The sequence below is a fragment of the Rhodocyclus tenuis genome, assembly GCF_014197755.1.
GTDB lineage: Bacteria > Pseudomonadota > Gammaproteobacteria > Burkholderiales > Rhodocyclaceae > Rhodocyclus > Rhodocyclus tenuis.
In genome coordinates this window covers 516,839-536,604 of the sequence record NZ_JACIGE010000001.1, presented here as the reverse complement: position 1 = coordinate 536,604, position 19,766 = coordinate 516,839, and the positions used below count along the sequence as shown (strand labels likewise).

The window sequence follows — 19,766 nt, the reverse complement described above, 5'->3', positions numbered from 1 at the left end:
TACTGTTGCCAGCTGGCTTTGAGCAGGGAGAAACGTGAAAAACAAGCTGATAGTGCCGACCAGCAAGGAGCGCGTGATGCGCGACGAGGACTTCATCGTCAGCAAGACCGATCTCAAGGGCCGCATCACTTACGGTAACCGCATCTTCATCGAGTATTCGGGCTACACCGAAGCCGAGCTGCTCGGTGCCCAGCACAACATCATCCGCCACCCGGACATGCCGCGCTCGGTGTTCAAGCTGCTCTGGGACAACATCGCACAGAAGAAGGAAGTCTTCGCCTACGTCAAGAACATGTCGAAGGACGGCAGCTTCTACTGGGTGCTTGCCAACGTCACCGCTTCGCTCGACGCCGCCGGCAACATCGTCGGTTACTACTCGGTGCGACGCAAACCGCGCGCATCGGGGCTTGCCGCCGTAATCCCGCTCTACCAGGCGATGCTCGCCGCCGAGCAGGCGGCCGGCGCCAAGGACGCCATCGCTGCCGGCACGCAGGTACTGGTGAATCTGCTCAACGAAAAGGGCCTGAGCTATGACGAACTTGTTCTCGCCATTTAAGCATCTGTCGACCACCGCCCGCATTCTGCTGCCGGCGTATGCGCTGTTCGCCCTGCTTGTCGCTGCAGGCAGCCTGCTCGTCTGGCGTACGGGGCCGGACCCGCTGGCGCTGGTCCTGCCGGCGCTCGGCCTGCCGCTGCTTTTCGTTGTCCATCTGGCCCTGCGCCGGCAGGCGGCTTTTGTCGGCCGCATCGAGAAAGCGGTGCAGTCGGCCAACGACGGCAACTTCGACCCGCGCATCACGAACATCGTCGGTAGCGATGCCATTTCCCAGCTCGCCTGGCATCTCAACGACCTGCTCGACCAGTGCGAAGCGTATTTCCGCGAAATCGCCACTTCGGCGCGCGCGGCGAGCGAACGCAAGTTCTACCGCAAGCCGATCGCCGGTGGCCTGCATGGCATTCTGGCCAGCTCGATCGACAGCGTGCGCCAGTCGTTTGACGCGATCGAAACCAACAACCAGTTCGTGATGCGCAACGATCTGCTGTCAAAGCTGAGCCAGATGAACTCGACGCGCGCGCTTGAGAATCTGGTGAGCAGCCAGCAGGATCTTCGCCAGACCAGCCAGCGTATGGGCGAAGTCACCGGGATTTCGCATCGCGCCAACAGCGAAGCGAACTCGAGTCGCGAATCGGTGGCCGAAATTACCGCCGCGCTGGCGCGCAGTACCGAGTTGATCGAGGAAAACCGCGGCACCATCGGCCGGCTGGCCGGCAGCGGTCAGGATGTATCGCAGGCGCTGCAGGTGATCACCGAGATCGCCGACCAGACCAACCTGCTGGCGCTCAACGCCGCCATCGAGGCGGCGCGCGCCGGCGAGGCCGGCCGTGGTTTTGCCGTCGTCGCCGACGAAGTGCGCAAGCTCGCCGAGAAGACCAAGACGGCGACGGCACGCATCAACGAGGTCATCGAGAGCTTTCACACCGAACTGACGGCGATGCAGGCCAACGCCAACGAACTGCACACCTCGTCGGCGCAGGTGCAGAGCACCGTCGAGGTATTCGAGGAGCGTTTCTCCAGCCTCGCCGAATCCTCGCAGCACACCGTCGTCGCGGCCGAACTGGCGCAGGACATCTCCTTCGCCGCACTGGCCAAGACCGACGTGATGATCCTCAAGCAGAAGGCCTACGTCGCGGTCACGCTCGGACCGGAGTCGGAAGTGGCGCGCTCTTTCGTCTTCGATATCGAGAAATCACGTCTCGGACGCTGGTTGCACGAAGGTCGTGGGCGGACGAATTTCCTGCATCTGCCGAGCTTCAAGGCGATCGAAAAGCCGCACGCAGCGCTCTATCGCGAGATTGAAGCGGCGCTCGGCATCGCCGCCGAGCGCTGGGATGAGGATGCCGAGTTGCAGAAGGCGCTGATCGCCCGCTATCAGGCTGCCGAAGAGGCGGCGCACGACCTGCTCGATCTGCTGACGCAACTGATCGAGGAAAAGAACGCCGAGACGCAGGTTTTTTCGCATTAGCGCGGGCTTGCCCGCCGCCCGGCTAGGGCCGCGCCGCTCCTAGGCGCCGATGTTGAAGCGCTTGACCATCGAGAACATCTGCTTGGCCGCGGTGTCGAGTTCGTTGGCCGAAGCGGAGCTCTGTCTGATGACCGCTTCGGTACGCTGCGAAGTGCTCATCACTTCATCGACGCTGGTGATGATCTGATCGATACGCGCGGTCTGGTCGCGGGTGGCGGCGGACAGCTCTTGCATTTTCTGCAGCGTTTGCTGCGACTGCTGCTCGATGGCGCGCAGCGCTTCGGCCGCCTGCCGCGACTGCCTGACGCCGTGCGTGATGATCGGCGCCGCCGCGTCCATGCCACTGACCGCCCGTTCGCTGTCGCTCTGGATGCGCTTGAGCACGACGCCGATCTCCTGCGTGGCGAAGGTCGTTCGTTCGGCAAGCTTGCGCACTTCGTCGGCGACGACGGCGAATCCCCTGCCCTGTTCGCCGGCGCGCGCGGCTTCGATGGCGGCGTTCAGGGCGAGCAGATTGGTCTGCGCCGCAATCTCCTTGATGACGTTCGCCATCTTGTCGATTTCATGGGTGCTGGCTGCCAGCAGTGCGACTTCGGCGGAAGAATCGGTGACGGTGGCGGCGATCTTCTCCATTTCGTCGGCGACACCGGCGGCGATGCTGGCGCCGTCGAGCGCGCGCCGGTTGACCTCGACCGAGCTGTCCTGCGTGTCGCCGGCAAGGCCATTGACCACCTCGACGCTCGATGAGATGTCGCTGATGGCGCTGCGGCTCTGCTCGACCGCATTCGCCTGCAATTGCGTGGCGAGCATGATCTCGTTCGATTCCGCCGACAGGCGGCCGATGCTGCGTTCGAGCACCTGCGCGTTCTGCGACACGGCGCCGAGCATCTGGCGCAGGTTTTCCTGCATGTGCTTGAGCACGAAAAGCAGGCTGTCCCTGTCGTCCGGCCGGGTGTCGAATTCCTGCGAGAGATCGCCTTCGGCGATCTTGCCGGCGATGCGCATGGCTGCGCGCGGCTCGCCGCCGATTTCGCCGATCAGGCTGCGCGTCACCAGCCAGCTGAGCAGCAGGATGAGCAGGATGCCAACTGCCGCCGGCGTCAGCAGACGGATCGCGTTATCGCGGAAAATCTGCTCGACGTCGTCGATATAGATTCCCGAGCCGATGACCCAGCCCCAGGGCTCGAACTTCTTGACGTAGGAAAGCTTCGGGAACAGCTCGTCGGTGACGCCGCCACCGGCCTTCGGCTTCGGCCAGGAATATTCGACGTAACCTTCGCCGGCCTTTTCAACGACTTCGTTGAAGGCGGTAAACAGATTGCGGTTGTCGAGCTTCTGCTTCTCGCCGTCGCGCCCGGCCTGCATCGACGTCGCCTTGTTGAACTTCGGATCGTCGATCACCGTGCCTTCGAGCTTCGGCAGCGTCGGATGCATGATCATCTTCGGCACCGGTTTGCCGAGGTCATTGATCCAGAAGTATTCCTTCTTCTCGTAGCGCAAGCCGCGGATGGCGCGGATGGCCTGCTCCCTGGCCTGCACCTCGCTCAGTACGCCCGACTTCTGCAAGGCGTAGAAGCCGTCGGCGACGTCATGGGCGACTTCGACGAGATGGCGGGTCTTGATCTGCCGGTCGTCGTAAAGCAGCGCGCGCGTGGCCGACAGCGCCACCAAGACAATGGCGGCCATGGCGAGGATGGCGAGCAGCGTCGTCAGCGACAGCCGCGCCAGCAGATTCATGTTGCGCAAGCGGAAAGTCATCTTGTCTCCTCAATTCACCCGGTCTTGTCCTGACCGCTGTCCGATCATCGCGCGCGTTTCGGCCTAGTTCAATGGCTGCGCGCCCATTCCTTCAGCCTTGCGTATTCACCAGCGACTCGACCAGCGCCGACGAAAATCCCGACAGTGCGGCCCGCCGCCGGACGCACACCTGCAGATCGCGTTGTGCCCAGGCTTCGTCGAGATTGACGACCACCGGCGGCTCGCGCAGTCCGGCCAGCGGCACCGCGCTCTTCGGCACCAGGCCGAGACCGACGCCGGCACCAACCATGCGGCACACCGCCTCGAAACTGCGCACCTGAATGCGCACGTCGAGATGCCGGCCAAGCGCCGCCGCGGCGTTGGTGGTGAAAGTGTGGATCGCCGAACCGGCGTGCAGCATCACGAAGGGGTAGTCGAGCACCTCGGTGAAACGCGTGCGGGCGCGAACTGACAAGGGATGCGCGCCCGGCGTGATCAGCACCAGCCGGTCGGCGCGATAGGGAATCAGCTCGACGTCGGCATCCTCGATCCGGCCGGCGACGACGCCGACCTCGACCTCGCCGCGCGCCACGGCGAGAACGATGTCCGGGCTGGTGTGTTCTTCGAGCGCGACGCTAACCTGCGGGTAGCGGCGCAGAAAACCGGCCAGATCGTCGGGCAGGAAGCTGTGCGTGGCGTGCGTGTTGGCCCACAGCGTCACATGACCGCGCACGCCCTCGGCGTAAGGCGCCAGATCGGCGTGCATCTGCTCGATTTGCGCGAACACCTGCCGCGCATGGCGCAGCAGGGCTTCGCCGGCACGTGTCAGCGCCACGCCGCGTGGTTGCCGCGCGAACAGCGGCGCGCCCAGATCGTCCTCGAGCAGGCGCAGGCGGTGACTGGCCGACGACGTCGCCAGACTGACGCGGGCCGCGCCGCGTGTCAGGTTCCTTTCTTCGGCGATGGCGACGAAGAGGCGCAGGTCAACGAGGTCGTAACGCATGGCTTCGGGCTATTTCACGCGCACGTAGCGGCCATCGTGAATCTCGGTGAAGAACACCTTGCGCATCGTGTCGCCGTTGGCGTCGAAGCTGATCTGCTGCTGCAGACCGTCGTACGGGCCATACTTGAGCACTGCCGTCTTGATCGGTTCGCCTTCGTGGCGCTGCTTCAGCGCGCTCAGCACGACGATCGCCGCGTCGTAGGCCGAGACCGAACTGTAGCCGGGGGTGCGCTGAAAGCGCTTGTAATACGCCTCGCTGAAGTCGCGGAAGCGCGGCGACGGGTCGTCGCGGTTGAAGTTCTGCGCAATCAGCAGTCCTTCGACGACATCGCCGCCGAGGTCGATCAACTGTTCCGTTGCGGCCCACTCCGACGCCGCGATCGGCAGTCTGGGCGCCTGCTTGCGTGCCTGCTGCGCGAGGCGTGCGACATCGAGCGCGCCAGCGATGAAGAGCAGGCTGTCCGGCTTGTTTTTGAGCATTGCGCCAACGACTTGCGCGAAATCGGTATCGGCCGACGACTCGTAAGCGATCGCTTCGCCCGCTTCGGCGCCCTGTGCCTCTACGGCGGCGCGGAATTCGGCCAGCCATGATTCCGAGAAATTGCGGTTACGGGTGTCGTAGGCCACCGCCGTCTGGCGCAGACCGCGACTGTAGAGCACGCGCGCGTAGTCGGTCGCGTTGTCGCGCGCCGTACGGTTGATGCGGAAGAGGTTGTCATCCTTGCCGTAGAAGCGCATCGACGAGATGGTCGGGCTGATCTGGAAAATGCTGGCCTTGCCGGTAATCGGTACGACCACTTCGGCCATGCTGCTGGTGAACGGGCCGATCACTGCCGCGACCCTCGCCTCCACCAGTTCATTTGCCGCGCGTGCGGCGGTGGCCTGGTCCTGTGCGTCGTCGCGCGAGATCAGCTCGATCATGTGGCCATTGATGCCACCGGCGCGATTGAACTGCTCGATCGCCAGGATCACGCCGTTCTGCCCGGCCTGGCCGGTGTCCGAGTTGCGCTCGGAGAGGCCGCCGATGAAACCGATCGGGATCGGTGCCTGCGGGCCGCAGCCGGCCAGTAGTGTGATGAATGCTGTCGCGAGCAACAGCCGGTACCGGTTCATGCATGTCTCCTGCATACTCTTGCAAGTGCCTGACGAGCATTGTGGCATACCAGTGCCCGTCCTGTCATTTTTGACGCTTCTGACGTTTATACTTTTGTTCGTGTAGAATGTCCACCCTGCGGCGCTGATGATAGAGTCTGCCTATTCCGATGAAAGAACACGCGACTCCTCCTGCCGCTCAGTCCGCCAATCCGCGCGCCGGCAATCTGCTGGCCCGTCTGCGGCAGGCATGGAACAGTTCGCTGCGTTTTCGCCTTCTCAGCGTCGGCCTGGCGCCCTTGCTGATCGCTTTCCCGGTGGTGATCGCCGTACTGGTGCTGGTCGGCGGCGAACGCGCCAATGCCCTGCTGCTCTCCGGTGCGCACGGCAATCTCGCCAGTGCGCACAATTATCTCGATCAGCTGAAGAACGATACCGGCCAGCGCATCTTCCAGCTGGCGCGGTCGGAGCGCCTGATCTACCTGCTTTCGCGCCAGGCCGACACGCCGCAGCTCGTCGAGCTGCTGAGCACAGCGGCGCGCGGCAGCGGTCTCGACTATCTGCTCGTTGCGCGTCAGGACGGAACGGTCATCGCTGCCAGCAGCGGCGTCGATCGCGGCAGCCGGTTGCCGGACTCTCATGTGCTGCGTCAGGCACGCCTCGGCGTTGCCAGTGCCGCTTACGAGCGTTTCGAGACGGCCGAGCTGGCCAGCTTCGCGCCACGTTTTGTCGCCGACGCGCGCGTCGAGCATGCGCCGGTCGAGTCGGGCGGCACGCCGAGCGCCGAGACGCGCGGCCTGCTGATCAATGCCGCCGCGCACTTTCCGCTGTCGGTCGATACGCCTGACGCCATCCTCGTCGGCGGCATCCTGCTCAACAGGAACGCGCCGCTGATCGAGCACATGCGCGAAATCATTTTCCCGGTCGGCACGCTGCCGGATGCCGCCGAGGGGATGACCTCGCTCTATCTCGACGGTACGCGCGTCGCCATCAGCCGCATGCACCAGCAGGGCAGCACCGATATCGGCGTTCGCCAAAAACCGGAGATCCTGGCCGCGGTCGTCGGGCGCGGCGAAGCCTGGTTTGGCGACGTGGAGCTGGCTGACAAGTCGTACATGGCCGGATTTACGCCGATCGTCGATGGTGAAGGGCGGCGTATCGGCATGATCGCTGCGGGCTTTCCCGACACGCCTTACAGGAAATCGATGCTGCTGCTCTTTGCCATGATCGCCGCGCTGCTGGCGCTGACCATGCTGGTGCTCTCGCTGGGTTTCCTGCGCACCGGGAGCGAGCTGACGCAGCGGCTGGCGCACATGGGCAGCACCATGGCGCGGGTGCGTCAGGGCAACCGCAGTGCGCGCCACGGCGAGCCGATCCGCGACGACGAGCTCGGTCGTCTCGGCAGGGATTTCGACGTGCTGCTCGAAACCATCGCCGCACAGGACGCGCGCCAGCTGGCGGCACAGGCGAAGATCGCCGAAGAGGCCGAACGCTGGCGTGCGCTGTTCGAACACGAACGCGACGGCGTCGCCATCCTCAACCCCGACGGCAGCGTTTTCGAGGCCAATCCGGCGTGTGCCGCGATGCTCGGTTACAGCGGCGAAGAGCTTGCCCGGATGAACGTCTTCGACTGGGACGTGAGCCTCGAACGGATGTATCCGGCGCGCGTCATGCCGGAACTCGGCGCGTCCGGCAGATTTTTCGCAACCGAGCACCGGCGCAAGGACGGCAGCACCTACCCGGCCGAAGTGTCGGTGAGCAAGGTCGTCTGGGGCGACAAGACGCTGGTTTTCTCTCTGCAGCGTGACATCAGCAAGCGCAAGGCAGTCGAAGCCGAGCTCGAGCAATACCGCCTCAAGCTCGAGGAGCTGGTCGATAGCCGCACACGCGAACTCAATTACCGCTCGGAACAGCTCGACGCCATCTTTGCGCTGAGCCCCGACGGCTTTGTCTCCTTCGACAGCGAACTGCGCGTCAACTTCGCCAACCTCGCCTTTCTCGGCATGACCGGCATGGACGCGGCCGACATCATCGGTGTCGACGAGCAAGTCTTCTCCGACCGCCTCGCCGCGATGTGCATCGCCAGCGCGCCCTTCCCCGGCGTTGCCGCCTTGCGCACGGCGCGGCAGAAGCTCGAGGAAATGGGCGACATCATCGGCCCGGACAAGCGGCGGCCGATTCTGCTCGAACTGGCCAGCCCGAACAGCCGTTTCCTGCGCGTCGGTATCCGCACGTCCGCGACCGAACGCGTTTCGCAGATCCTCTACTTTCGCGACGTCACGCGCGAAACCGAAGTCGACCGCTTGAAGAGCGAGTTCCTGTCGACCGCCGCGCATGAGCTGCGCACGCCGATGGCCAGCATCTACGGCTACTCCGAACTGCTCCTGCTGCAGGATTTCGAGCCGGCGATGCAGCGCGAGATGTTGCAGACGATCGCCCGTCAGGCCGACCTGATGGCGTCGATCATCAACGAGCTGCTCGATCTGGCGCGCATCGAGGCCCGTCGCGGCACCGATTTCGTGATCGAACGCCTGTGCGTCCAGGAGATCGTCGCCGAGGCCGTCGCCGGCTACAAGCCGCCGGCCGGGCGGCCGTTTCCCGAAGTGGCAGGAAGCGCCGCGCCGCTGTTCATCAATGCCGATCGGCACAAGATGCAGCAGGCGTTGCTCAACATCCTTTCCAACGCCTACAAGTATTCGCCCGGCGGCGGTGCGATCGAACTGGCGCTGCGTCTGGACATGCGCGATGACACCCGGCGCGTCGGCGTCGAAGTGCACGATCACGGCATCGGCATGACCCCCGCGCAGCTGTCGCGCGTCTGCGAGCGTTTCTACTGTGCCGACACCTCGGGCAAGATACCCGGCACTGGTCTGGGAATGAGCATCGTCAAGGAAATCGTCGAGCTGCACGGTGGCGAAATTGCGCTCGGCAGCGAGCAGGGCGTCGGCACCACCGTCACCCTGTGGCTGCCGCTCGCCGCCGACTGAGCGGCGCTACCCCACAGGCAGCGCCCGGCAGCAGCGCTCGCGCAACACGGCACCGGCCGCGCAGCGGAAGCGAGCCTTCGTCCAGCGCGAACGCGTACTTGCGCGATCACCAATTGTCGCGCGCAGCGGATCGCCGGAAAATAAGTGGCTGCGGCGCTTGATCAGTATTGCGGCCGCTCACTCCCGGCTGGCCTGAATATATCGTGCGCATGAAACGAACGCTTATCGACACTAGCGTTTGCCCCTGGCTCCCTGCCAAACCCGCTACCACCGATCCCCATGCCCTGGAAACACTGGTCCTCCGAACGCATCGGCGTCGCCCTGGCGATCGCCGCCGCCTTCGGTTTTTCGTTCAAGGCGATCTTCGTCAAACTTGCCTACGCCGTGCCGCAGGCGGTTCCGGTCGACGCGGTGACCTTGCTCTCGCTGCGCATGGTCTTCGCGCTGCCCTTCTTCGCCTGGGTCGGCCTGCGTGAAGGCCGTGGCGCGCCGCCGCTTTCGCGCCGCGACTGGGCGCTGATCACCGTGCTCGGCCTGCTTGGCTACTACGCCTCGAGCCTCTTCGACTTCATCGGCCTGCACTACATCTCGGCCGGGTTGGAGCGGCTGATCCTGTTCACCTACCCGACGCTGACCGTGCTCATCGGCGTGCTGTTCATGGGCCGGCCGCTGACGCGGCGCGAGATCGGCGCCATCGCGCTGTCCTACGCCGGCATCGCGCTGGCTTTCGTGCACGACGTGAAGATCGGCGACGATACGCAGGCGGTGCTCATCGGCGGCGCCTTTGTCTTCGCCTCGTCGCTGACCTACGCGCTGTACAACGCCGGCGCCGCCGACCCGATCCGCCGCCTCGGCTCGGCGCGTTTCGCTGCGCTGGCGATGCTCGTCTCGGTCGGCGCGACGCAAGCGCACTTCTTCGTCACCCAGCCGCTGACGGCGCTGATCCAGCCGTGGCCGGTGCTCGCCTGCGGCATCGGCATGGCGATCTTCTCGACCGTGCTGCCGGTGTTCATGCAGTCGGCGGCGGTGCGCCGCATCGGGCCGTCGCGCACGGTGCTCATCGGCACGCTTGGCCCGGTGCTGACGATCTTCTTCAGCTGGCCGATCCTCGGCGAACCCTTCTCGCTCGAGCAACTCGCCGGTGCCGGGCTGGTGCTCGCCGGCGTGCTGCTGGTGTCAAGGCAGCGCCGCGCTTAGCCTCATCGCGCAGTTCGCTGGGCACAAATTGTGCAGTGCTGGGTCGTCCCACCAGCACGAGCACAGCGATGAGCATTCAAAACATCAGCAGCACCGCTATCCGCGAGATAACGGGCAACGCGGCCCGCCTGATGCGGCAAGATCCGGCCACTTCGCCGGCAAAACATGCCGATAACGTCACCCTCTCTGCCGCCGGTCTGCGCGCCTTGTCCAGCGAACAGGAGGCAGGGGTGAGCGGTGCCGGCGGCAAGGTGTCCCTTGATACCAATCAGGGAGTGGTGAATCAGGACATCGAAAGCTTCCTCGTCGACAACAAGGCGAAGAGCAATGGCGAACTACCGCCCTTGCTGATGCCCAGCCAGCGCAACATCGACGCCTTGTCGGGCTATCTCTCCGCCAAGTTCCCCGGTTTCCTGTCGGCCAACGGGATTCCCTATGCTCCGGAGCAGATCACTTACGATTCGGCGGGGCAGGTGCAGTTTCCCGCCGACTATCCGTACGCCAAGGAGCTCAAGCAGGCCTTGCAGGAATCGCCGGTCATGGCCAACGCGCTGAGCTGGAGCGTCGGTCTGTCGCAAAGCAAGGCCCTGCTCGACGAGGGCGTACGCTTCCAGCAGGAATACCTGAATGCCTCGCCACAGCAGTTGGGCGCGGTCCTCGCCCGCCACGCCCAGTTGTTGTCGGGCAATGCGCCAGCGCCGCAGGCTGCCATCAGCTTCAGCCCGACCGGCGAAGTCCGCCTGACGGTCGACGGGAAGCCGCAGAGCGCCTGACGCCGGGCGCCGGGATGTGCCGACGACTCAGCGCCAGACGCCGAGTTCGTGCAGCTGCCGCGTTGCCGTTCCGGACCAGTCGCGATTGGCGGCCGGGCTGGCCGGGCTCGGGTGCAGGATGCGGCCGATGCGTACGTTCATGCCGGCGAGCGCTTCGCGCGCACGCGTCTCGGCAAAGCCGCCGACGCCGATCAGCCACTCCGGCTGCAGGATCTCGACCACGCGGCGCAGATGCGCGTCGCAGGCGGCGTTGAGCGGCGCCACCTGCGCCGCCGGCAGCTTGTCCGGCGTGAGATTGCGTCCCTGGTCGAAGAAGGCCAGCGGGCACCAGTTGGCGACGAAGTGCTCGGCGGCGAAGGCCTCGGCCGTGCCGAAACGCTCGCGAAACAGTCCCCACAGGCGCCGGCCGCTGACCTCCGAGCGCGTACAGGCGAAACCCTCAACCGGCTTCTTCGGGTTCTCGCGCGCCGGCTTGCCGACCGCTGCCTCAATGCCCAGCCAGTCGCGCACCAGCGCGATCTCGCCGAAAGGAACGCCACACTGCGCCATGCCGAAAGGGCCGGGGTTCATGCCGAGGAAGACGACGCGCTTTGGCGTCGCGCCGTAACGCGCGAGGTAAGCCTCGTGCGGCGCCCACGCGTAGTCGAGCGGGTTGTAGACGTGGCTGGCGGCGGGCGCGAAGTCGAGCGTGTCGACCGCGGCGGAAAGTTCGCGCGCGGCGGCGATGAGTGATGTGGCAGTTGTCGGCATGTCGGGAGGGACTGGGCGGGCGTTGTTGGGCCAGTGGCCGGACGCCAATGCTACCGCGCCCGCGCCGGGATTGTTCCGCGATAGCTCAGGGCCGGTTTTCCTGACAGGTGCCCGACCCCGGGCGCAGGCTCCGATCGACGATCGGCAAGCGTTCGGCGAGATCGCGGCAACCGTCGGAAATCTTTACAACGGACCCCGGGCCTTGGCGCGGATGAGGTGCCAGTCGGCTGATTTCACGCAACAAGTTTCGTCAGGTCCGGAAATTGCAAATTAGCGCCGCTTCGGCGCGGGGAGCGCCTTCATTGGGGGAAACCGGAAAATGAAACTTTCGCAACTTGCACGCGCAGTTGGATTCGCCGCCGCTTGCGCAGGACTGGCTTCTGCCAGCACTGCCAACGCCAGCAGCGTCGTCCTGACTTTTGATTCGGCTCCGCTCGGCAATTTCACGAGCCTGACTTTGGGTGACTACCGCCTCGACTACATCGGTTACGGCGATCTCCCGGCGATCCAGAATGTCGGCGGCAGCAGCCGGCTGATCGACTCCAACAATGGGAACGTCTATGGTGCAGGCGTAACGCTCAGCCGGATCGACGGCGGAGCGTTTTCGGTCAGTGGATATGACGCCGGCTCTATCGGGACTTTCCCTTCCAGTGCTTACTACATGGACGTGGGCGGTATCGACTATCGCAAAACGGCGTTTGCCCCGCAAACGCGTAGTGATCTGGAAAATATCACCGCTCTCTCGATCAGTCTGGTCAGTCGCGGCAACAACTATGCCGTCGACAATATCGTCGTAAGCTCGTCCGCGAACAACGTACCCGAGCCGGCATCGCTGGCGCTGCTCAGCCTTGGACTGCTGGGTCTCGGGCTGGGCCGGCGCCGGAAATCCTGAAGGCTGCGCAAACCGTCATGGAAACCCGCTACGGCGGGTTTTCAGGTCTACGGACTCACTCGGCGCGGTATTGATGATGTTCGCCGCCCGTTCGTTGCCAGTCCCGTAAGCAATCGCCAGTAATGCCTGATCAAAAACGGCCATCTACACCATGCTCGAACTCGACAACATCAACCTCGTCACCGATCCCCTCGCCGCCCGCTACGTCAAGGACGAAACCGTGAGCGTCGCCTTTGCCCGCGAGCCGGGCGAGCTGATCAGCCTGGAAGGACCCAACCGCTATGCGCCGGGCGATGCGCTGATCAGCGGTGCCACCGGCAGCCGCTGGGTCGTTTCGCGCGATCGTTTTGACGCCAAGTACGCAGCGCTGCCGCCGACGCCGCCTGGCGAGGATGGCTGCTACCGCGCGCGGCCGCTGCCGGTGCTGGCGCGGCAGATTGCCGAGCCGTTTACCGCGTTGCGTTCGGCCGGCGGCGACCGTTTGTACGGCAAGGCCGGCGACTGGTTGCTGCAGTACGCGCCGGGCGATTTCGGCATCGCCGAAAACGCGCGCTTCGTGCAGGTTTATCGAAAGATCGACTGACGCCGGCGTTGCTTCGTTGCTGCGCTGGCAGCATCTGTCGCCGCATGGTCCGCGGCTGTCTGCTGCCCTGAATTCGTTACGCTGGAGCGTCCTTTTCAGCCGCCCAGGCGCGCCGGCTCGGCGGCGTTCCACGGTGCCACCTTGGCCAGCAGCGCCATGCCGGGCAGCGCCAGCGCCGTGCACAGCAGGAAGAAGGCGAACCAGCCGAGACCGTCGACCAGCCAGCCGGCCGAGGCGTTGACCAGCGTGCGCGGCACCGCGGCGAGGCTGGTGAACAGCGCGAACTGCGTCGCCGAGTACGCCGGGTGCGTGCTACGCGCGATGAAGGCGACGAAGGCGGCGGTGCCAAGCCCGACGCCGAGCGCTTCCAGGCCGATCACCAGCGCCAGCGACAGTCGTGCCGCCGCGTCGATCTCGCCCTGCGGACCGAGCCAGGCGAGCCAGGCGAAGCCGAGGATCGACAGTACCTGCACCACGCCGAACAGCCACAGCGCGCGGTTGATGCCGAGCTTGACCATCCACAGGCCGCCGGCCAGACCGCCGATCACCGCCGGCCACAGCCCGGCGTTCTTGGCGATCAGCCCGATGTCGGTCTTGGTAAAGCCCATGTCGAGGTAGAACGGCGTCGCCAGCGCGGTGCACAGGGAGTCGCCGAGCTTGTAGAGGAAGATGAAACCGAGCGTCAGCAGCGCGCCGCGCACGCCAGCACGACCGATGAACTCGCGGAAAGGCTCGACCACCGCCTCGCGCAGCGTCTTCGGTACGGCGGCGGTCAGCGCCGGTTCGCGGATCGAGAGCGCCATCAGCATGCCGGGCAGCATGAAGGCGGCGGTGATCCAGAACACCTCGCCCCAGGGCAGGCGGTCGGCGAGGATCAGCGACAGCGAACCGGGCACCAGCCCGGCGACGCGGTAGGCGTTCACGTGCACCGAGTTGCCGAGGCCGAGTTCCTCTTCCGCAAGCAGTTCGCGGCGGTAGGCGTCGAGCGCGATGTCCTGCGTCGCCGAGAGCAGCGCGAGGATCGCCGCCAGCCACAGCACCGGACCGATGCCGTCGTGCGGCGAGAGGCCACCGAGGCTGCCGATGGTGAGCAAGAGGCCGATCTGCGTCGCCAGCATCCAGCCGCGCCGGCGGCCGAGCTTCGGCAGCGCGAAGCGGTCGAGCAGCGGCGCCCAGAGGAACTTCCAAGTGTAGGGGAACTGGATCAGTGCGAAGAAGCCGATCGTCTTCAGATCAACGCCTTCGCTCCTCAGCCACGCCGGCAGCAGGTTGAGCAGCAGGTAGAGCGGTAGCCCTGACGAGAAGCCGGTGAAGATGCAGATCAGCATCTTGCGCGAGAGCAGCGCGCGTCTCCAGTCGGGTGCCGCCGCAGTGCCGCTGCTGCCGGCCGACTTGCTCGCGGAAGCTTCGCTACCGCTGTCCTGCACGTTGCCTTCCTGCCCGGCGTTGCCGCCGTCCGCACGCGGCGCCGCGCCGCGCGCAGAGCCGCCGGCTGCGTCGCCTCCCTCCATCAGCCGGCGCGGCCGAGCCGGTAGAAGGCGAGGCTGCCGTTGAGGTTGGGGTCGTCGGTGACCGGCTCGCCGCGGTCGTCGAAGGCCAGCCGCTCGCGGATCTCGATGCCGAGTTGCGCGCACAGCTCCTCGAAGTCGATCAGCGTGAAGAAGCGCACGTTCGGCGTTTCGTACCACTCGTAGGGCAGGTCTTCCGAGACCGGCATGTGGCCGGCGTTGATCGCCGCGCGGTTGGCGCGGAAGGCGAAGTTGGGGAAGCTGACCACCGCCTCGCGGCCGACGCGCAGGATTTCCTCGAGGATGTGCTCGGTGCCGTGCATCGCCTGCAGCGCCTGCGAGATGATCACGTGGTCAAAGGAATCATCCTCGAAGCCTTGCAGGCCCTGCTCGATGTCGATCTGGATCACATCCACACCGTTACGGATGCAGCCGAGCACGCGTTGCGCGTCGATCTCGACGCCGTAGCCGGTGACACCCTTGGTTTCGCGCAGGTAGCGCAGCAGCGTGCCGTCGCCGCAGCCCAAGTCGAGCACGCGCTCGCCGGGCGGAATCCAGTCGGCGATGACCGCGTAGTCGAAGCGTCCGTGCGTCTGCCCGTCGGCGGAGTACGAAGGGATCAGGTTCATACCGCGATGTTCTCCAGATAGGCGCGCAGCAGCGCGTGGTAATGCGCGTCGTCGAGCAGGAAGGAGTCGTGACCGGCCGGACAGTCGATCTCGGCGTAGGCGACGCGCCGCCGGTTGTGCAGCAGCGCCGAGACGATCTCGCGCGAGCGCGCCGGCGAGAAGCGCCAGTCGGTCGAGAAGCTGGCGACGAAGAAGTTGGCCTTGGCCCGCGCCAGCGCCGCGTCGAGGTTGCCGTCGAAATCGAAGGCGGGGTCGAAGTAGTCGAGCGCCTTGGTCATCATCAGGTAGGTATTGGCGTCGAAATAACCGGCGAACTTGTCGCCCTGATAACGCAGGTAGGACTCGACTTCGAACTCGACGTCGTAGTTGAAGCGGCGTTCGCCATGGCGAAGCTGACGGCCGAATTTCTCGCCCATCTGGTCGTCCGACAGATAGGTGATGTGGCCGATCATTCGCGCCAGGCGCAGGCCGGTCACCGGCACGACGCCGCGCTCGACATAGTGCCCCTGATGGAAATCGGGGTCGGAGAGGATCGCCTGCCGTGCCACCTCGTTGAAGGCGATGTTCTGCGCCGACAGTTTCGGCGCCGAGGCGATCACCAGCGCGTGGCGGATGCGCTCGGGAAACTGCAGCGACCATTCGAGTGCCTGCATGCCGCCGAGGCTGCCGCCAAGCACCGCCGCCCAGGCGCCGACGCCAAGATGGTCGGCGAGCCGCGCCTGCGCGGCGACCCAGTCCTCGACGGTGACCAGCGGGAAGTCGGCGCCGTAGCGGCGGCCGGTGACCGGGTTGGTCGACAAGGGTCCGGTCGAGCCGTAGCAGCCGCCGAGGTTGTTCACGCCGACGACGAAGAACTTGTCGGTATCGAGCGGCTTGCCGGGGCCGACCAGGTTGTCCCACCAGCCGGCGGTCTTCGGGTCGTCGCCGTAGGTGCCGGCGACGTGGTGGCTGCCCGACAGCGCGTGGCAGACCAGCACGGCGTTGCTGCCGGCGGCGTTCAGTTCGCCGTAGGTTTCATAGACCAGCTCGAAGGACGGCAGCGAGGCGCCGCTCTTGAGCAGGAGAGGCGCGTCGAAAGCGACTCGCTGCGGCGTCACGACGCCGACGGAATGGCAGTTGGACATGACGGAGAAACCGTTGATTGGGCGCACCTGCAGGCGCGCCGGTTCATCGCAAGAAACAAAAAACCCAGTCGGCAATTGCGCGGACTGGGTAGCCCCGCTTTAGCCGTATTTGTTGAGCGCCCGCAAGCTGATCGGTCAAATCGGCGCTATCGGCGACGACGTTAACGCTCACCCGTTGAAAAGTCAATCGAGCCCGGGTGCGCCGCCGCTCGCGGCGTCTCGCTCCGCTCAGAGATGTTCGAACTCGATGCGGTCGGCGTCCGGGTGGTTGGCCGAAGTGGCGACGCTGACGATGCCGGCACCGCGCAGCGTCACTTCCTCGCGGCGGACGAAGAATTCGTGCTCGTCGCGGAAGTGAAGAAAGCTGCCGTTGGTGCTCTGGTCGATCAGCACGAAACGGTCGTCGCGGCGCTCGATGCGCGCATGCACACGTGAGGCGCGGCGATCGGCAACGACGAGGTCGCACTTGGCGTCGCGGCCGATGGTCAGCGACGGGTGCAGGTCGTCGAGGACGACAACGGTGCCGCTGTGGCGTGCGCAGAGGCGCCGACCACTGCCGGAGTCGCCAGCGCGCTGCGCCGGCGCACGATGTGCTGCCAGATCCGGCTCATCCCAGAGCACTTCGAACAGCGCCTCGTTGCCGCTGCGGCCGCTACCGCCGGGCGTCAGCGGCCGCGTCAGCAACTGCATCAGCGGCGACAGCTTGGCCAGCGTCGCCGCGTCGGTCAGGATCTGGCCGGCGCGCGCCAGTGCCGTCAGGCGCGCGGCGCTGGTCAGTGCCGCCTCGACACCGCCGGGCTGGCCGGCTTCGCCGCAGTGAAAGCCGACGCGGATCGCCAGCTTGACGCCGGAAGCCGGTGGCAGGTCGGCAATGCGCAACTGCATTTCGGTGGCGGCCTGCATCGCTTCATCGGTGCTGGTGAACTGCGCCTGCAGTTCGTCGCCGACGCTCTTGACGACTTCGCCGTGCAGACCTTCAACGGCGCGTGCCATGCGCTTCAGGCAGCGCTCGATCGCATGCTGCGCTTCGGCGTCGGTGAGGCGCTCGTAAAGACGCGCGCTGCCGGCGATTCCGGCGAGCAGTTGCGTCGGCGGCCTGGTGCCGCGGCGGTCGCTTCTGGCAGCTCTGCGCTCCCCCACCGGATTCTGCGTCATGGCTGGGTGCCTCGTGTTCCTGGCTCGATTTCAGGCGGTGTTGGCGGCGTGGGCGCTGGCGAAGGCGGCGTCGCCGTCGGTCGGCAGGCCGAGCGCGTTCAGCGTTTCGGCGAGCGCTTGCAGACAGAGGATGATGTTCTCCTCGCGGCAGGATTGGCCCATCAGCCCGAAACGCCAGACCTTGCCGGCCAGCGGGCCGAGGCCGGCACCGATTTCCAGATTGAAGTTGTTGAGCAGGCGGCGGCGGACTTCCGGGTCGTTGACGCCTTCCGGAACATAGACCGTGTTCAGCTGCGGCAGTCGCCACGGCTCAGCGACGACGAACTGCAGACCCATCGCCTCGAGTCCGGCGCGCAGCATGCGGTGCAGTCGTGCGTGCCGCGCCCAGGCGTTCTCGATGCCTTCCTCGGCGAGCAGCAGCAGCGACTCGTGCAAGGCGTAGAGATTGTTGATCGGCGCTGTGTGGTGATAGGTGCGCTTCGCCGAATTCCAGTAGTCGAGCACCAGGTTGAGGTCCATGAACCAGCTCTGCACCCTGCGCGAGCGGCCCTTGATGCGTTCCAGCGCGGCTTCGGAGAAGGTCACCGGCGACAGGCCGGGCGCACTCGACAGACATTTCTGGCTGCCCGAATAGACGGCATCGAGGCCCCAGGCGTCGACACGCAGTTCGCAACCGGCGAGCGAGGTGACGGCATCGACGATGCTCAGCGCGCCATGGCGGCGTGCGATCTCGGCGAGGGCCTGCGCGTCGGCGCGGGCGCCGGTCGATGTCTCGGCATGGACGAAGGCGAGCAGCTTCGCTTCCGGGTGCGTCTTGAATGCGTCCTCGACCTTCTGCGGATCGACCGTTTCACCCCAGACGTCATCGACGACGATGGCGATGCCGCCGGCGCGTTCGACGTTCTCGATCATGCGTCCGCCGAAGACGCCGTTGCGACAGACGATCACCGTATCGCCGGGTTCGACGAGGTTGTCGAAGCAGGTTTCCATGCCGACCGAGCCGGGGCCCGATACCGGGAAGGTGAGCGCGTTTTCGGTCTGGAAGGCGTAGCGCAGCAGCACTTTCAGCTCGTCCATCATGCCGACGAACGAGGGGTCGAGGTGGCCGACGGTCGGCCGCGACAGCGCGGCGAGCGTACGCGGATGCAGGTCGGACGGGCCGGGGCCCATCAGCGTACGCTGCGGCGGCGCGAAGGAAGCGAAGGACGGGCGGGCGGAGTGGATATCGGGTGCGCTCATCGGCTTGTAACCTTGGAAATGACTAAGTTAAATGTAATTAACATGATAAATCGAAAGGCCGGCGAGCGATCAGCTCGCACCGCCCGGACTGCCGGGTATTTCTCAGGAATCAACGCGGAAGGCGAGTCGCGGATCGCTCAGCGGCGGCAGCTCGGGCAGGTCGAAGACCTCGTCGCCTTCGCCCGCCGCCGGCACCGTGCCGGCAACGAGTCCGGCAAAGTCGTAAAGCGCAGGGTCGGCGAGATGCGAAGGAACGACGTTCTGCAGCGCGGTGAATACCGCTTCGGTGCGGCCCGGGTAGCGGCGGTCCCAGTCGGCCATCATTTCGCGGATTTTCTGCCGTTGCAGATTGCTTTGCGAGCCACAGAGGTTGCACGGAATGATCGGGAATTCCATGCCGCGCGCGAAGGCGGCGATGTCGGCTTCCGAGGCGTAGGCGAGCGGGCGGATGACGATGTGCGCGCCGTCGTCGGTAACCAGCTTCGGCGGCATCGCCTTCAGCTTGGCGGCGAAGAGCAGATTGAGGAACAGCGTGTGCACGATGTCGTCACGGTGGTGGCCGAGCGCGATCTTGTTGCAGCCGAGCTCCTTGGCGACGCGGTAGATGACGCCGCGGCGCAGGCGCGAACACAGCGAACACGTCGTCTTGCCCTCGGGGATCTTCTCTTTGACGATCGAGTAGGTGTCCTGCTCTTCGATGCGGAAATCGACGCCGATCGATTTGAAGTAAGCCGGCAGGATGTCGGCCGGGAAGCCGGGCTGTTTCTGGTCGAGATTCATCGCGATCAGGCGGAACTTAACCGGTGCGCGCTGCTGCAGCGTCATCAAGAGCGACAGCAGCGTGTACGAATCCTTGCCGCCGGAGACGCAGACGAGAACGGTGTCACCGTCCTCGATCATCTTGTAGTCGCCGATGGCACGGCCGACGTCGCCGAGCAGGCGTTTTTGCAGGCGCTGCAGGTTGCGTGATTGAGTCATTGGGAAGTGGGCGAGTGGTGAGTCGGGAGTGGGGAGTGGGCGAGTGGTGAGTCGGGAGTGGGGAGTGGGAAGTCGGGAGTGGGCGATCGGCGGAC

At 65.5% G+C, this 19,766-nt stretch carries 17 protein-coding genes; 7 read left to right on the top strand and 10 right to left on the bottom strand.

Annotated elements, in window-relative coordinates:
* The first annotated feature begins 34 nt into the window (after positions 1 to 34).
* The gene (locus GGD90_RS02480) at positions 35 to 556 is read left to right on the top strand and encodes a PAS domain-containing protein (RefSeq protein WP_153114880.1); all 522 of its coding nucleotides are present in this window, start codon (positions 35 to 37) and stop codon (positions 554 to 556) included.
* Positions 540 to 2,024: a methyl-accepting chemotaxis protein gene (locus GGD90_RS17800; protein ID WP_228273602.1), complete on the top strand. Its 1,485-nt coding sequence runs from the start codon at positions 540 to 542 to the stop codon at positions 2,022 to 2,024. Before GGD90_RS02480 ends, GGD90_RS17800 begins: the two co-directional genes overlap by 17 nt.
* 39 nt (positions 2,025 to 2,063) lie before the next feature.
* On the opposite strand, the gene GGD90_RS02470 is transcribed toward GGD90_RS17800, so the two are convergent.
* The 3 genes from GGD90_RS02470 to GGD90_RS02460 all read right to left on the bottom strand — a co-directional run bounded on the left by GGD90_RS02470 (position 2,064) and on the right by GGD90_RS02460 (position 5,877).
* Positions 2,064 to 3,782, bottom strand: a complete 1,719-nt coding sequence (locus GGD90_RS02470) for a methyl-accepting chemotaxis protein (RefSeq protein ID WP_153114882.1) — start codon at positions 3,780 to 3,782, stop codon at positions 2,064 to 2,066.
* 91 nt (positions 3,783 to 3,873) lie between these two features.
* Complete coding sequence (locus tag GGD90_RS02465; RefSeq protein ID WP_153114883.1) at positions 3,874 to 4,764, bottom strand: LysR family transcriptional regulator; 891 nt, start codon at positions 4,762 to 4,764, stop codon at positions 3,874 to 3,876.
* 9 nt (positions 4,765 to 4,773) lie between these two features.
* On the bottom strand, positions 4,774 to 5,877 hold the full coding sequence (locus GGD90_RS02460) for an ABC transporter substrate-binding protein (protein ID WP_153114884.1): 1,104 nt from the start codon (positions 5,875 to 5,877) through the stop codon (positions 4,774 to 4,776).
* Between the two features lie 149 nt (positions 5,878 to 6,026).
* Here GGD90_RS02460 and GGD90_RS02455 point away from each other — a divergent pair, with 149 nt between their 5' ends.
* The 3 genes from GGD90_RS02455 to GGD90_RS02445 all read left to right on the top strand — a co-directional run bounded on the left by GGD90_RS02455 (position 6,027) and on the right by GGD90_RS02445 (position 10,813).
* Positions 6,027 to 8,843 carry an ATP-binding protein gene (locus GGD90_RS02455; protein ID WP_153114885.1) on the top strand — a complete coding sequence of 939 codons (2,817 nt, stop codon included), beginning with the start codon at positions 6,027 to 6,029 and terminating at the stop codon, positions 8,841 to 8,843.
* Positions 8,844 to 9,122: 279 nt separating this feature from the next.
* Positions 9,123 to 10,040, top strand: coding sequence for a DMT family transporter (locus GGD90_RS02450; protein WP_153114886.1), 918 nt, complete (start codon positions 9,123 to 9,125; stop codon positions 10,038 to 10,040).
* A 68-nt stretch (positions 10,041 to 10,108) separates the two neighbouring features.
* Complete coding sequence (locus GGD90_RS02445) at positions 10,109 to 10,813, top strand: hypothetical protein (RefSeq protein WP_153114887.1); 705 nt, start codon at positions 10,109 to 10,111, stop codon at positions 10,811 to 10,813.
* 27 nt (positions 10,814 to 10,840) lie between these two features.
* Here GGD90_RS02445 and GGD90_RS02440 read toward each other — a convergent pair whose 3' ends face one another.
* A complete protein-coding gene (locus GGD90_RS02440; RefSeq protein ID WP_153114888.1) occupies positions 10,841 to 11,563 on the bottom strand; it encodes a uracil-DNA glycosylase family protein in 723 nt (240 codons plus the stop codon).
* Between the two features lie 319 nt (positions 11,564 to 11,882).
* Between GGD90_RS02440 and GGD90_RS02435 the strand changes: the two genes are divergently transcribed.
* Together GGD90_RS02435 and GGD90_RS02430 are read left to right on the top strand one after the other, a co-directional pair.
* Entirely contained in the window at positions 11,883 to 12,455 is a 573-nt protein-coding gene (locus GGD90_RS02435) for a PEP-CTERM sorting domain-containing protein (RefSeq protein WP_153114889.1), read from the top strand.
* Between the two features lie 151 nt (positions 12,456 to 12,606).
* Positions 12,607 to 13,038, top strand: a complete 432-nt coding sequence (locus tag GGD90_RS02430; protein ID WP_153114890.1) for a PGDYG domain-containing protein — start codon at positions 12,607 to 12,609, stop codon at positions 13,036 to 13,038.
* 95 nt (positions 13,039 to 13,133) lie between these two features.
* Here GGD90_RS02430 and GGD90_RS02425 read toward each other — a convergent pair whose 3' ends face one another.
* The 6 genes from GGD90_RS02425 to ttcA all read right to left on the bottom strand — a co-directional run bounded on the left by GGD90_RS02425 (position 13,134) and on the right by ttcA (position 19,671).
* Complete coding sequence (locus GGD90_RS02425; RefSeq protein WP_325065948.1) at positions 13,134 to 14,549, bottom strand: AmpG family muropeptide MFS transporter; 1,416 nt, start codon at positions 14,547 to 14,549, stop codon at positions 13,134 to 13,136.
* A complete protein-coding gene (metW, locus tag GGD90_RS02420; protein ID WP_153114891.1) occupies positions 14,549 to 15,175 on the bottom strand; it encodes a methionine biosynthesis protein MetW in 627 nt (208 codons plus the stop codon). The genes GGD90_RS02425 and metW overlap by 1 nt, the downstream gene beginning before the upstream one ends.
* A complete protein-coding gene (gene metX, locus GGD90_RS02415) occupies positions 15,172 to 16,299 on the bottom strand; it encodes a homoserine O-succinyltransferase MetX (protein WP_153114892.1) in 1,128 nt (375 codons plus the stop codon). Before metX ends, metW begins: the two co-directional genes overlap by 4 nt.
* A gap of 228 nt (positions 16,300 to 16,527) precedes the next feature.
* On the bottom strand, positions 16,528 to 17,454 hold the full coding sequence (locus GGD90_RS02410; RefSeq protein WP_153114893.1) for an FHA domain-containing protein: 927 nt from the start codon (positions 17,452 to 17,454) through the stop codon (positions 16,528 to 16,530).
* A 30-nt stretch (positions 17,455 to 17,484) separates the two neighbouring features.
* Positions 17,485 to 18,693, bottom strand: coding sequence for a pyridoxal-phosphate-dependent aminotransferase family protein (locus GGD90_RS02405; RefSeq protein WP_153114894.1), 1,209 nt, complete (start codon positions 18,691 to 18,693; stop codon positions 17,485 to 17,487).
* A gap of 102 nt (positions 18,694 to 18,795) precedes the next feature.
* Positions 18,796 to 19,671, bottom strand: coding sequence for a tRNA 2-thiocytidine(32) synthetase TtcA (ttcA, locus tag GGD90_RS02400; RefSeq protein WP_153114895.1), 876 nt, complete (start codon positions 19,669 to 19,671; stop codon positions 18,796 to 18,798).
* Positions 19,672 to 19,766 lie beyond the last annotated feature (95 nt).

Coding starts and splice junctions, on each gene's coding strand:
- GGD90_RS02470 (WP_153114882.1), bottom strand. CDS start 3,782: ATGACTTTCCGCTTGCGCAACATGAATCTGCTGGCGCGGCTGTCGCTG.
- GGD90_RS02465 (WP_153114883.1), bottom strand. CDS start 4,764: ATGCGTTACGACCTCGTTGACCTGCGCCTCTTCGTCGCCATCGCCGAA.
- GGD90_RS02460 (WP_153114884.1), bottom strand. CDS start 5,877: ATGAACCGGTACCGGCTGTTGCTCGCGACAGCATTCATCACACTACTG.
- GGD90_RS02455 (WP_153114885.1), top strand. CDS start 6,027: ATGAAAGAACACGCGACTCCTCCTGCCGCTCAGTCCGCCAATCCGCGC.
- GGD90_RS02450 (WP_153114886.1), top strand. CDS start 9,123: ATGCCCTGGAAACACTGGTCCTCCGAACGCATCGGCGTCGCCCTGGCG.
- GGD90_RS02445 (WP_153114887.1), top strand. CDS start 10,109: ATGAGCATTCAAAACATCAGCAGCACCGCTATCCGCGAGATAACGGGC.
- GGD90_RS02440 (WP_153114888.1), bottom strand. CDS start 11,563: ATGCCGACAACTGCCACATCACTCATCGCCGCCGCGCGCGAACTTTCC.
- GGD90_RS02435 (WP_153114889.1), top strand. CDS start 11,883: ATGAAACTTTCGCAACTTGCACGCGCAGTTGGATTCGCCGCCGCTTGC.
- GGD90_RS02430 (WP_153114890.1), top strand. CDS start 12,607: ATGCTCGAACTCGACAACATCAACCTCGTCACCGATCCCCTCGCCGCC.
- GGD90_RS02425 (WP_325065948.1), bottom strand. CDS start 14,549: ATGGAGGGAGGCGACGCAGCCGGCGGCTCTGCGCGCGGCGCGGCGCCG.
- metW (WP_153114891.1), bottom strand. CDS start 15,175: ATGAACCTGATCCCTTCGTACTCCGCCGACGGGCAGACGCACGGACGC.
- metX (WP_153114892.1), bottom strand. CDS start 16,299: ATGTCCAACTGCCATTCCGTCGGCGTCGTGACGCCGCAGCGAGTCGCT.
- GGD90_RS02410 (WP_153114893.1), bottom strand. CDS start 17,454: ATGACGCAGAATCCGGTGGGGGAGCGCAGAGCTGCCAGAAGCGACCGC.
- GGD90_RS02405 (WP_153114894.1), bottom strand. CDS start 18,693: ATGAGCGCACCCGATATCCACTCCGCCCGCCCGTCCTTCGCTTCCTTC.
- ttcA (WP_153114895.1), bottom strand. CDS start 19,671: ATGACTCAATCACGCAACCTGCAGCGCCTGCAAAAACGCCTGCTCGGC.